We start from the raw sequence: 11,703 nt of genomic DNA on the forward strand, positions 1-11,703 counted from the left end.
GAGCCGTCCGGGGGGTGCTCCGGACAGCGCATGCGGGCCGGACCTCGATCCCTGTCGGCCTCCCGCGAGCGCCGAGACGAGCGCGAACACGATCAACGCCGGGAACGGCCCCCGGCGAACCGGGACGGCCGGTCGATCTTCGGATCGACCGGCCGGTTCGTTCTCCGTGGATGCCGGTCAGGTGGCGACGACGGTCGCCGCGGCCCCGCCGCGGTCGAGCTCGGCGTCGTAGATGTGCACGACCACGTTCACCGAGGACCTGATCCAGGTGTCACCGGGCGAGGTGACGCCCACCGGGATGGTCACGGTCTCCCCGCCGGTACAGGGGAGCTGGACCGAGCCGACGCCCGATACGGCGGATTGCGTGGCCTGGACGGTGATCTTGACCCAGTCGAATATCGGGAGGCACCGGTAGGTGACGGAGACGTTCAGTGTCCGCCCGGCATCCGCGACGGTGGCGCCGTTGACGCCTATGGAGAGTCCTCCGGCGCTCGCGGGCGCGGCTGCGAGGACCGTGCTCGCCATGGCAAGGGCGGGGACGGCCAGGAAACGGGCGAACGTGGTACGGGTAGGTGCGCTCATGACAACCTTCTCTCCGGCAGTGGCAACGGACGGGATGGGGTGATCCAGGGGAGCTTCCGAGCCCCCCATGCTGCGGTTCGCCACTGACCCGGGAGCCAGAAGAGTTGTGTCTGTCCGGAATGGCACCGCGATGTGGCGTGGAGTCGCCCGCAAGCTCAGGATGACTCGATGAACGTCCGTTGCTCGTCGGCGAGTTGATCACGGCGTCAGACGGCCTGAGCCTCGATCGGTGCGGCCGACCTGGCGGCCTGCTCGATCTTCGCGAAGTAGGCCGCACGGGCTTGCCCGTCGATCTGCTTCGCGTGTTCGGGGCGCATGCCGGTCCGGCCGTCGAGGCTCTCGCGGAGGATGTCGGCGTGCCCGGCATGGCGGTTGGACTCGCCGAGGACATGGACCATGACGGCGAACAGGTTCGTGCCGGCATGAGGCTCCGGCCACCACGGCACGTGGCCCGGGGCGTCGAGGGGGAGTCCGTTGATCGTCGCGTCCGAGTGTTCCCATGTGCGCTGGTAGAACCCGGTGATCTGATCGCGGGTCTCGTCCTCGGTCGCCCACAGATCGCCGCCGTCGGAGTCCTGCCACCGGGGCAGCGGTTCCGGGGAAGGGCGGTCGAAGACCTCGCCGAAGTACCTGGCCTCGACGGTGGCCACGTGTTTGACCAGGCCGAGGAGGTTGGTCCCGGACGCTGTCAGAGGTCGGCGGGCGTCGTATTCGGACAGGCCGTCGAGTTTCCAGAGCAGTGCCTCGCGGTCCCGCCGCAGTCGCCCGTGCAGGTTGTCCTTCGCGAATTCATCGATCATGCGCCATGAGGCTGCCATGGACTGCTCGTGGTCTCAAGATCCCGTACGCCCGGAAGCGCCGAGGCCTGGCCCTGGCCGCGGCCCTGACCTGCTGCAAGAAGCCCGCGAGACGTGCCACCTGAGACAATGTCCGTACACCCGGGACGGTCGCCGAACAGGCGGTGCGGAACGGCCGAGCTCGTCACCGTCATCGGCAAGCTCTCGGTCGACGACTCGGTCATCAACTACAGCGACACCTTCGTACTGGCGTACGTCGGAAAGGGTCTCGCCATCACCCAGCACATCTTCCGTACCGTCACGGCCTGAGACGACGGACGACGAGCCGGCGGGGCCCGGCCCGCCCCGGCTACCCCCCCGCTGACGTACACCGTCGGCGGGAGCGACCTGCTGCCGCCCGTCTGACCCTGAGGGGAGCATCGGTGGGCGGGGGCGGAAACCGGGCACCGGCGTGGCGATGAGTTTTCCGGCCCCGGAAGGTCTACATCTCGACCGGGACGACCACCTCACCCCCGCCGGGAGCACAGACATGGGCCTCATCCAGATCGAACTGTTCGCGACCCTCGACCTCGTCGGGCAGGCGCCCGGCGGGCCCGACGAGGACCCGGAGGGGTTCCCGTACGGCGGCTGGCAGGCACCCCTGCTGAACGAGGTCACCGGCGCGCAGATCCTCGCCGCGTACGAGGGCACGGACGCCCTCCTGCTCGGCCGGCGGACGTACGACCTCTTCGCCTCGTACTGGCCGCAGCAGAAGGAGGGCGAGATCGCCGAACTCTTCAACCGCGTCCCCAAGTACGTGGCCTCCCGGGGCACCCCCGAGCTCCCGTGGGCCGGATCCACGCTGCTCGGCCCGGACCTGGCCGGCGCGGTGCGCGAGGTCCGCGACCGGCACCGGAACGTGAAGGTCGTCGGGAGCCTGAACCTGGTGCAGGCCCTCCTGCGCGAGAAGCTCTTCGACCGGCTCGACCTGTGGGTGCACCCCATCGTGCTCGGCGTCGGGAAGAAGGTCTTCGACGGCGGCGCGGTGCCCACCAACCTCACGCTCCTCGAACCGCCGGTGGCGGGTGCGCAGGGCACCGTCTACCTGCGCTACGGGCTCGCGGACGGCACGCCGAGGACCGGCGACATGAGCCTGCCCGACCGGGGCCTCGGGCACGACGACGCCCGGTGACCCGGGATGGCCACCGTCTCCGTCAACGGGACCGCCCTGGGCGTCGAGTCGTTCGGTGACGTCGACGCGCCGCTCGTCCTGCTCGCGGGCGGGCCGACGATGCTCTCCTGGCCCGACGCGCTCTGCGAACGCCTCGCCGCCGGCGGGCGCCGCGCCGTGCGCTACGACCTGCGCGACAGCGGGGAGTCGACGATGACCGACCCGCGGGCACCCGGCTACACCCTGCGCGACCTCGCCGCCGACGCGGCGGCCCTCGCCCACGCCCTCGGCGGGGCGCCCGCGCACCTCGCCGCGACCGGCGTCGGCGGGATGGTCGCCCAGGTCGCCGCGCTCGACCACCCGGGCGCGTTCTCCGCGCTCACCCTGGTCAACACCCGCGCCGTCGCCCCCGGCCCGCCCGACGACGACCTCCCCGACCACGACCGGGCGACGATGAGCCGCCTGTTCGCCCGCCCCGCGCCCGACTGGAGCGACCGTACGGCGGTCGCGGAGTTCGCCGCCACCGGCGCGGAGATCCTTGGCGACGACCCCGCCGCCGCACGCGCCGTCGCCGCGCGTATCTGGGACCGCGCGCCCGGCACCGCGCTCCCGGTCCAGACGGCCAACCACCTGGGCACCGTGTTCGCCGGGCTGGACTGCACACCCCGCTGGCGCGAGCGCCTGCCGGGGATCGGGGTACCCACCCTCGTCGTCCACGGCCGCCGCAACCGGTTCTTCCCCGTCGGCAACGGCGAGGCGACCGCGCGCGCCATCCCCGGGGCGCGGCTGCTCGTCCTCGACGGGGGTGCCACCGCGATCCCCGACGCGGCGGTCGGCACGGTCGCCGAGGCGATGCTCGCGCTCGGATAGCGGCAAGCGCCGGCGGTTGGTGGGCGGTGCACCCGCGGAGCGGCTGCGCCAGGCGCGGGAGGGGACCGGCGGGCCGATCGGCCGAGGCGGGCCGGAGGATCCGTACGGGCGCGCGTGGACGGCGGGCGCCGGAGCGATCATCCCGGGCGGAAGGGTGGGATGACGGCCCGTCGGGGGTGTTAGAACCGTCGACGGCTGTGAACGCCCACCGGCGAACGCCGCCCCCCGTACCGTGCAACTCCTCGACGAGGGAGAAGACATGTCCGTCGCACGAACCGTACGTACCGCACGCACCGCGCTGCTCGCCGCCTTCGCCGCGCTCACCCTGCTGCTCAGCGGGGCCGTCACCGCGGCACCGGCCACCGCCGCCACCACGGGGCTCGACGACACCTGGGCCTGCTCCGTCCCCTCCGGCTACGTCTACGAGGGGGTCGTCTTCAGCCGGACGTGTAGCGGCGGCGGCAGCTGGAACTCGCCGCAGTACCACCTGCGCACGCCCGTCGACGGCCTCACCGCCTGCTCGACCGCCCCGGGCTTCACCTACGACGCCGCCGGCTCGTCCACCACGTGCAGCCTGACCCAGGGCGTCCCGTCCACCACCTTCCACCTGCGCGTCCCGGTCAGCGGCATGTGGGCGTGCAGCGTCCCGAGCGGCTTCACCTACAGCGCCACCACGTCGAACCTGGACTGCGCCACCGTCCGCAACGTGCCGACCACCAAGTTCCTCCTGGCCCGCTGACCCCAGGCCCGCCGACCGGCTGACCGGCACCACCCGGGTACGGACGGCCCACCGGACACCGCTCCGGTGGGCCGTTCCGGGGCGTGCGGTGCCCGGTCAGCGAGCTACCCGGCCCGGAAGCCACGCGTCGTCGGGGGTTCGTGGCCCGGAGACGCGCAGGTGGTCGCGCAGCTCGGTCAGTACGGGGTGCTGGTCCCCGCTGCGGGAGAGCAGCACGTGTGGGTAGACCGGGGTCGGCTCGTGCAGCGGGATGCGCCGCAGGTCGTGGGTCCGGGGCCACCGGTACCGGTCCCCGCTGCCGACGAGGGTGGCCAGCGCGGCCGAGTCGGCCAGCGCGTCCATCAGGGCCTCGTCACCGAAGTGGGGGCCGAGCGCGTCGATGCTCAGACCGAAGGCCGCGGACAGTGCCTGATAGAAGGCCGCCCACTCCGTACCCGGCCTGATCCCGGGGATCCAGATGCGGTGGCCGGCCAGGTCCGCGAGCCTGATCCGGGGTGCGTCCGCCAACGGGTGGGCGGGCCCGACCAGGAGCTCCAGGGGGGCCTCCAGGAACCGTTCGGCGCGGAGCCCGGCCGGGACCTGCCCCGCCGGCAGGGCGCGGAAGGACGCGTCGATGCTCCTGTCGAGTACCGCCTGGGCGGCCTGGGCGGCGTTCCGGGTGCTCAGTGTGACCGTGGCCAGCTTCATCGCGGAGTGGGAGCGGTAGAGCCGGTAGACGGCCTGGGCAGGAGCGATGCGCCGGTTGAGGACGTCGACGCGCAACGGCCGGTTGTCAGGGCGCACGGCCTCCTCGGCCTGCGTCAGCGCCGTGAGTACGTTCCTGGCGTGCGGCAGGAAGACCTGCCCGTCCGGGCTCAGCCGGGAGCCGCGGGCGGTGCGCACCAGGAGGGCGATCCCGAGGTGTCGCTCCAGGGCCGCGATCCGCTTGGACGCCGCCTGCTGGCTGATCCCCAGTTCGTCCGCCGCTGCCTGGAACCGGCCGGTCTCGGCGACGGCCACGAACGTCCGCAGCGCTTCGACATCCATGCCCCCAGGCTACTTTCACAACGACTGGTTGTGTCCGGCGGGCGGTCGGGTTGTTTGATCGCCTGTTCCGCGAGGTGGTGGGATCGGCGCATGTCTACTCGTACAGACCAGGTCATGTATGTCCGGACAGCCGAGTTCGCGCGCCACGTGGAGCGGGTCGTCGAGGTGACCGACGCGACGTCCCGGCTGAACGTGCTGCCGTTCAGCGATCAGGAAGGCCGTGCCGCACTCCTGTCCGCTGTGTTCGGCGGCCCGCTCCCGGAGTCGGTGACGATCTACCCGCCGTTCTTCACCGAGCACGGGCTGAACACGACGTTCGGGGAGAACGTCTTCGTCAACCAGGGCTGCACCTTCATGGACCGGGGCGGGATCCGGATCGGCAACGGCGTCATGATCGCCCCGAAGGTCAGCCTCATCACCGGGGGGCACCCGCTGCCCCTCGCCGAGCGCCGTGAGTACCTCTCCTTCGCCCCGATCGTCATCGAGGACGACGTCTGGATCGGGACGGCCGCCGTGATCACGCAGGGAGTGACCATCGGGGCCGGCGCGGTGGTCGCCGCGGGTGCGGTGGTCACCCGTGACGTTCCTGCCGCCACCCTGGTCGCGGGAGTCCCCGCCCGGGTCGTCAGGACGATCGACTGAGGCCGGCCGGGCCGTCGGCCCGCGCGTCCGGGAGGCGATCCGGTCGGCGATGGCGTGGATGCCGTCGCCGACCGGATCGCTTCAGTGGTCCGTGCTCAGGGGGCCGTGCTCAGTGCGGGGGCGGTCAGAAGATGAGCTTCCAGCCGTCGAGGTGGCCGGAGTCGCCGCGGTACGTGTCCTGCATCCGGAGGCGCCAGGTGCCCTTGGCGGGCTGGGCGGAGGCGTCCACCGTGTACGTCTCGATGACGTTCTCGCCCGAGTCGCTGAAGCTGCCCTTCTTCAGCGAGTACACCGTGCCGTCCGGGCCGACCAGGTCGATGACCAGGTCGCCGCGCCAGGTGTGCTTGATGTCCACGCTCACCTTGAGGTCGCTCGGCGCCTGGCCCTGGAGCCGGTCGACGACGATGTCGGAGAAGACCGCCGGGCCGCCGTCCGGGATCGGCAGGGAGGTGCTGTTCGCGAAGATGCCCGGGGAGACCCGCCAGGTGAACGTCGTCGACGTCCTGCCGCGGTGGGAGCTCTGGGCGGTCACGGTGACCGTGTAGGTGCCCGGGAGGGCCGGGACGCCGGTGACGCGGCCGGTGACCGGGTGGAGCGTCAGGCCCAGGGGGAGGCCGGTCGCGTGGTAGGTGACGATGCCGGGGTTGAGGTTCGAGGCCTCGATCCCGAGGTCGGCGGAGGTGCCGATCGCGGTGATCTGGTTGGTGACGGGTTCCAGCAGGAGGCCGTCGACGACGCGCGGGCCGACGTTGATGGCCGCCCAGGCGTTGGCGGTGTTCTGGTACGTCGTGGTGTTCTTCCCGTACAGGTCGGCGGCGGCCTGGAGGGTGGCGGTGCGGGCGGCCGCGTAGTTGGTCGACGAGGTCATGTAGGTGGTGAGCGCCCGGTACCAGATCTTGGCCGCCGCGTCCCGGCCGATGCCGGTCACCGGCAGGCCGTCGGAGGTCGGGGAGTCGTAGGCCACGCCGTTGACGGTCTTGGCGCCGCTGCCCTCGGAGGCCAGGTAGAACCAGTGGTTGGCCGGGCCGGAGGAGTAGTGGACGTCGACGGAGCCGACGTCGGCCGACCAGTAGTCCCTGGAGCGGCCGTCCTTGGAGGGCTTGTCCATGTAGCGCAGCGGGCTGCCGTCGCCCCGGATGTCGATCTTCTCGCCGACCAGGTAGTCGCCCTTGTCCTCGGGGTTGTCGGCCCAGAACTCGATCGCGGCGGCCATGATGTCGGAGGTGGCCTCGTTCAGGCCGCCGGACTCGCCGCTGTAGACCAGCTTCGCGGTGGCGGAGGTGACGCCGTGGGTCATCTCGTGGGCGCCGACGTCGATCGAGGTCAGCGGCTTGACGTTGCCCGCGCCGTCGCCGTAGGTCATGCAGAAGCAGGCGTCGGACCAGAACGCGTTGACGTAGTTCTTGCCGTAGTGGACCCGGGTGTAGGCGCCTACGCCGTCGTCCTTGATGCCGTTGCGGCCGTGGACGTTCTTGTAGTAGTCCCAGGTGAGTTGGGCGCCGTAGGCGGCGTCGACGGCCGCGGTCTGCCGGTTGGCGACGGTGCCGTCGCCCCAGGTGTCGGTCGGGTTGGTGAACAGCGTCCTGGTGCCGCTGGTGCCGTTCAGGTCGTAGGTGCTGTGGCCGCCGCGGGTGTTGTCGGTCATCGCGAAGCCGCCGGCGACCGCCGAGGTGCCGATGGTGACCTGGCCCGAGTACTTGCTGGTGCCGACGCCGGTCTCGATGCCCTGGTACTCGAAGATCTTCTTGCCCGTGTCGGCGTCGGTGATGACGTGCAGTTCGGACGGCGTGCCGTCCTCCTGCGTGCCGGTGACCACCGTCTCCCAGGCGAGCCGCGGGGTGCCGGACGCGGCCCAGACCACCTTGCGGGCGTCGTCGGCCGCCGCCTCCGTGACCTTCGCGCTCCCGGCGCTGTCGAGCGCGAGGCCCTTCGCCGCGTCGGCGCTCTCCTTGGGAGTGGTGTCGACGGCGATGTCCGCCTCGGTGGCCTTGGTGACGCCCCTGGTGGTGCCGTCGGGGGCGGTGTGGACGACCAGGTCGCCGCCGAGCACCGGGAGTCCGTCGAAGGTCCGCTCGTAGCGGGTGTGCAGGCTGCCGTCCGCGTCCTTGGTGACGCCCTTGACGACCAGCGCCTCCTTCGCGTCCAGGTTCAGCGACCTCGCGGTCTTCGCCAGGGACGCGTCCGCGGAGGCCAGCAGCTCGCCGCGCTGCTCGGGCGACAGCTGCACCGGCATCGCGCCGGCGAAGGCTTGGACCCCGGCGGGGGCCTCGGCGGGAGTCCCGGCAGGAGTGTCGGCGGCGGCGACGCCGGGCGTCAGAGCGGCCACGACCATCGCGGCGCCGACTAGCAACGCGCCCGCGGCGGTGGACTTTCGGGGGGATCGAGTCACACGGAACTCCTTCTGCGACGGCCCGGGTACGGGGGGCCGGAGTCAGCCGGGCGGCCTGGGGTGACGCCGCCCGGTAGAGCTGGTGGTTCGAATGAGATGGGAAGGAACAGTGTCATTTTTGGTCTGAACGCGTCACCCTTTGTGCAACAAGTTGGCCGAATACCTTCGCCAATGACGTAATGGGGAGGTAATTCTTCGCCAGAAGGCGAGCAATGCGGGGGGAAAACCGGTGCACCGCGCTGTCGTGGGTACCGGCGCGACGCCGTGGCAGACTCGGCCCATGACGATCTCCCTGCCCGAGCCCGACCAGCAACTCTCCGACCCCAGCGAGCTGTTGCTCGACTACCTCGACTACTACCGCTCCGTGATCGGCGCCAAGACCGAGGGGATGTCCGACGCGGAGCTGCGCGCCAGCCGGCTCCCCTCCGGATGGACCATGCTCGAACTGCTGAAGCACCTCGTCCACATGGAGCAGCGCTGGCTGCGCTGGGGCTTCCGCGCCGAGCAGGTCCCGGCGCCCTGGGGCGACCGGGGCCCGGAGGACCGCTGGTACGTCGGACCGGAGGAAACGGCCGCCGAACTCCTCGCCGCGCTGCACGCGGGCGGCGAGCACACCCGGGCCGTCGTGTCGGGCACGCCCCTGTCCACCGTCGCCGCACCCGGCGGCCGCTTCCCCGACGACGGCACCCCGCGGCCCACCCTGGGCTGGATCCTGTTCCACGTCCTCCAGGAGTACGCCCGCCACGCGGGGCACCTGGACATCGTCCGCGAGCTCACCGACGGGGCCACCGGCTGACGCCCGCCACCGGCTGACAGTCGCAGCCGGCGGGCGGGGTGCGCCCGCCGGCTCAGCCGGCCAGGTGGGCGAGCAGCGCGTCGCCCGCCGGGTAGGGGCGTTCGGCGGGGAGGAGCTGCCGGGCGGCCTCCAACTCCCCGTCTCGCACCTGGTCGTGGACCGCGTGCGCGAGCGCGGTGACGTCCTCGACCGCGACGATCCACTCCTCCGCGTACCGCTCCGCCGCCTCCCCGGTCAGGCCGAGCTGGAGCGACCGGTGGGGCAGCGGCCGAAGGTGCAGATCGCGCTCCGGATCCCACTGCACCCGCGCCGGGGACCTCTTCAACCGGCGCTGCCAGGAGGCCCGGTCGGGGTGCAGCCCGCGCTCGTAGTGGGACAGGCAGCTGTTCCGCAGCGCCCATTCGAAGCCCTCGCGGGTGATCTCGACCGCCAGGACGGTCTCCTGGCCCTCCTTCCTCGCCCACCCGCAGCGGTACATCATCCAGAGGAACGACGGCTTGATCCACGTCATCCGGTCCCGCTTCCACGCCGCGGGGAAGTGGCCGTCCCGAGCGGCGGGCAGCCCGATCTCCGGCGCGTACGCCTGGTAGACGGTCACCGTCGAGTCGGTGTGGAGGGCACGGATCCGGTGCTTCGGTTCTGACACGGTGACCAGGGTCGGCCTTCAACGCACCTCGCGCCAGCGATTTTCCCAGCTCGGCGGGGGTGTGTGCCCGTCAACCGCCCGCCGCGTACGGCCAGTTCGCAAACTGATCTCTAGACGCAATCGGTTTGTCATGCAAACCTGGTCCTCATGGCGACTCAACCCGTTCAGCCCTCAAGCGACCCCCGGCACCTCCTGGCAGCGACCGGGGCCGTGATCCAGCGCGTCCGCCGCGAGCAACGCGGCGCGTGGTTCCCGCTCCTGGCCTTCGCCGCCGTGAGGTTCGGCGCGATACCGGTCGTGCGGTACGGTCAGGGCCCCTGCGACGCGCCCCGCTACGGCCTGGGCGGAGTCTGCGTCAACTCCCTTCCCCCTGCCATGTGGTACTGGCCGGTGGCGCTGCTGCTCTCCTACGCCGCGATCAGCTGGTTCTACCTCCGCCGCTCCGCCCGGCTCGGCCTGGGCACCCGGATCCGGCCGTACCTCGTGCTGGGCGTCGTCCTCGCCCTGCTCATGACCGCCGACCAGGTGTGGACGGTGTCCCACCCGGGCTTCCTCGCCGACCTGTACGGGCAGCCGGGACCGCTCTCCGCGGTCGCCGACACGCTGATGAGCCCGGCCGGCACGATCGGTCTGGCGCTGCTGCTGCTCGCCTGGATCGAGCGCAGCTGGCCGCTCCTCGCCGTGACCTGCGGATACCTGATCGCCATGCTCTCCTCCGACGACCTTCCCAGCTTGTCCCCGTGGTCCTTCCTCCCCGGCGTGCTGCTGGAAGGCGGCGTGCTGCTGCTCGGCGGGATCGCCCTCGCCCTGCTGCACCACCGGGCCCAGGGACGGTCGGCCGCATGACCGAGCACCCCACCAGCGGCCTCGACGACGTCGTCCACCAGCGCGTCCGCCTGGGCATCCTCGCGGTCGCCAAGGAGGCCCGGCGGGTGGAGTTCACCTTCCTGCGCACCACCCTCGGCCTCACCGCCGGCAACCTCTCCCAGCACCTCGGCGTTCTGGAGAAGGCCGGCCTGGTCACGATCGACAAGGGCTACGAGGGCAAACGCGCCCGCACCTGGATCCAGCTCACCAAGGCCGGGAAGAAGGCCCTGCACGACGAGATCGCGGCACTCCGGAGCCTGATCCACCGCCTCGAAGGAGCCGAGGAACCCGACGGGGGAGCCGCCTCCGGCCCCGTGGCCGCCCCGGCGCCCCACTGAGATCACCCCGGGAGGACCCCCGGACATGCCACAGGGCGGCAGCACCGGCCGAACCGGTGCTGCCGCCCTGTGTGTTCCCGTCCGGTCAGCCGAGCGGGGTCAGCTCCACCTCGTAGCGGTAGAGCCGGTCGTTCACCCAGCACGCCAGGTCGGCGCCGGCGGTGTGCCGGGCGAGTTCGGCGAGCAGGCGCTCGGTGAACCCGTCCAGCTGCCGGGCGTCGACCGCGGCGGCGCCGGAGCGGGCCCCGGCGGCGAAGGGGAGTCCCTCCGCACGGGACGACACGGTGTAGGTCACCGAGTCACCCGCGTCCTCCGACGGGGCGAGGTGCCGGCCGGGCTCGTCCTCGGTGAAGACCAGCCCGGTGCCCGAGGCGGCCCGGTTGGCCGCCTCGACCAGGGAGAAGCCCGGTGCGGTCAGTGGAGCCTCGCTCCCGAGCCGCAGGTCGACGACACCTTCCGACAGCTCCGGGAGGATCCGGTAGCTGTAGGCGTCATCGACCTCGAACGCCGATTCCGCCTCCGGCCACGCGCCGTGCAGTTCGGCGACGAGGGACCGGCAGAACGCCCGCAGGGAACCGAGGCTGTCGTCGGTGTCCTCGGTCGTCCAGTAGATGGAGACGTGGATGAAGCAGTCGTAGTCACGCTGCCCGTCGCCGGGAGGCCCGGCGACGGCGGGCCCGGCGAGGTCACCGGGATCGGCGCTCAGCCGGATCCGGAACTTCGATCCGTCCGTGCCCACGCGGTGGTGCCACGGTGCCGTGAGCGGGTCGCTGACCGGCACCAGGACGTCGGCGATCTCCTGGGCGGTGAGAGCGGGACCGGACGGTCGTCTCACCAGGATGGCGGCATCAGTCGACACGG

Annotated in this window: 14 protein-coding genes; 8 read left to right on the forward strand and 6 right to left on the reverse strand. The window is 71.7% G+C overall.

Going from position 1 to position 11,703, the window contains the following annotated elements; translation table 11 throughout:
• Window positions 1-177 precede the first annotated feature (177 nt).
• On the reverse strand, window positions 178-582 hold the full coding sequence (locus tag ACFVXH_RS15445) for a hypothetical protein (RefSeq protein WP_380742891.1): 405 nt from the start codon (window positions 580-582) through the stop codon (window positions 178-180).
• A gap of 206 nt (window positions 583-788) precedes the next feature.
• Complete coding sequence (locus ACFVXH_RS15450; RefSeq protein ID WP_380742913.1) at window positions 789-1,382, reverse strand: DinB family protein; 594 nt, start codon at window positions 1,380-1,382, stop codon at window positions 789-791.
• A gap of 126 nt (window positions 1,383-1,508) precedes the next feature.
• On the opposite strand from ACFVXH_RS15450, the gene ACFVXH_RS15455 reads away from it, so the two are divergent.
• The 4 genes from ACFVXH_RS15455 to ACFVXH_RS15470 all read left to right on the forward strand — a co-directional run bounded on the left by ACFVXH_RS15455 (window position 1,509) and on the right by ACFVXH_RS15470 (window position 4,138).
• Window positions 1,509-1,688 carry a hypothetical protein gene (locus ACFVXH_RS15455; RefSeq protein WP_387823693.1) on the forward strand — a complete coding sequence of 60 codons (180 nt, stop codon included), beginning with the start codon at window positions 1,509-1,511 and terminating at the stop codon, window positions 1,686-1,688.
• Window positions 1,689-1,908: 220 nt separating this feature from the next.
• The gene (locus tag ACFVXH_RS15460; RefSeq protein WP_387823695.1) at window positions 1,909-2,550 is read left to right on the forward strand and encodes a dihydrofolate reductase family protein; all 642 of its coding nucleotides are present in this window, start codon (window positions 1,909-1,911) and stop codon (window positions 2,548-2,550) included.
• 6 nt (window positions 2,551-2,556) lie between these two features.
• Complete coding sequence (locus ACFVXH_RS15465) at window positions 2,557-3,399, forward strand: alpha/beta fold hydrolase (protein ID WP_387823698.1); 843 nt, start codon at window positions 2,557-2,559, stop codon at window positions 3,397-3,399.
• Window positions 3,400-3,658: 259 nt separating this feature from the next.
• The gene (locus tag ACFVXH_RS15470; protein ID WP_074006051.1) at window positions 3,659-4,138 is read left to right on the forward strand and encodes a hypothetical protein; all 480 of its coding nucleotides are present in this window, start codon (window positions 3,659-3,661) and stop codon (window positions 4,136-4,138) included.
• 96 nt (window positions 4,139-4,234) lie between these two features.
• On the opposite strand, the gene ACFVXH_RS15475 is transcribed toward ACFVXH_RS15470, so the two are convergent.
• Window positions 4,235-5,164: a LysR family transcriptional regulator gene (locus ACFVXH_RS15475; protein ID WP_387823701.1), complete on the reverse strand. Its 930-nt coding sequence runs from the start codon at window positions 5,162-5,164 to the stop codon at window positions 4,235-4,237.
• Window positions 5,165-5,278: 114 nt separating this feature from the next.
• Here ACFVXH_RS15475 and ACFVXH_RS15480 point away from each other — a divergent pair, with 114 nt between their 5' ends.
• On the forward strand, window positions 5,279-5,806 hold the full coding sequence (locus ACFVXH_RS15480) for a DapH/DapD/GlmU-related protein (RefSeq protein ID WP_387823704.1): 528 nt from the start codon (window positions 5,279-5,281) through the stop codon (window positions 5,804-5,806).
• A gap of 124 nt (window positions 5,807-5,930) precedes the next feature.
• On the opposite strand, the gene ACFVXH_RS15485 is transcribed toward ACFVXH_RS15480, so the two are convergent.
• Complete coding sequence (locus ACFVXH_RS15485) at window positions 5,931-8,138, reverse strand: M4 family metallopeptidase (protein ID WP_387824250.1); 2,208 nt, start codon at window positions 8,136-8,138, stop codon at window positions 5,931-5,933.
• A 337-nt stretch (window positions 8,139-8,475) separates the two neighbouring features.
• On the opposite strand from ACFVXH_RS15485, the gene ACFVXH_RS15490 reads away from it, so the two are divergent.
• On the forward strand, window positions 8,476-8,991 hold the full coding sequence (locus ACFVXH_RS15490; protein ID WP_074006049.1) for a DinB family protein: 516 nt from the start codon (window positions 8,476-8,478) through the stop codon (window positions 8,989-8,991).
• A 52-nt stretch (window positions 8,992-9,043) separates the two neighbouring features.
• Here ACFVXH_RS15490 and ACFVXH_RS15495 read toward each other — a convergent pair whose 3' ends face one another.
• The gene (locus ACFVXH_RS15495; RefSeq protein WP_387823707.1) at window positions 9,044-9,637 is read right to left on the reverse strand and encodes a DUF4291 domain-containing protein; all 594 of its coding nucleotides are present in this window, start codon (window positions 9,635-9,637) and stop codon (window positions 9,044-9,046) included.
• Window positions 9,638-9,847: 210 nt separating this feature from the next.
• Here ACFVXH_RS15495 and ACFVXH_RS15500 point away from each other — a divergent pair, with 210 nt between their 5' ends.
• The gene (locus ACFVXH_RS15500) at window positions 9,848-10,483 is read left to right on the forward strand and encodes a hypothetical protein (protein ID WP_387823710.1); all 636 of its coding nucleotides are present in this window, start codon (window positions 9,848-9,850) and stop codon (window positions 10,481-10,483) included.
• A complete protein-coding gene (locus tag ACFVXH_RS15505; RefSeq protein ID WP_074006046.1) occupies window positions 10,480-10,842 on the forward strand; it encodes a transcriptional regulator in 363 nt (120 codons plus the stop codon). Before ACFVXH_RS15500 ends, ACFVXH_RS15505 begins: the two co-directional genes overlap by 4 nt.
• An 85-nt stretch (window positions 10,843-10,927) precedes the next feature.
• On the opposite strand, the gene ACFVXH_RS15510 is transcribed toward ACFVXH_RS15505, so the two are convergent.
• Window positions 10,928-11,701, reverse strand: coding sequence for a hypothetical protein (locus tag ACFVXH_RS15510; RefSeq protein ID WP_387823713.1), 774 nt, complete (start codon window positions 11,699-11,701; stop codon window positions 10,928-10,930).
• Window positions 11,702-11,703 lie beyond the last annotated feature (2 nt).

Origin of the sequence: Kitasatospora sp. NPDC058184 (genome assembly GCF_042883725.1) — a bacterium.
Classification (GTDB): Bacteria; Actinomycetota; Actinomycetes; order Streptomycetales; family Streptomycetaceae; genus Kitasatospora.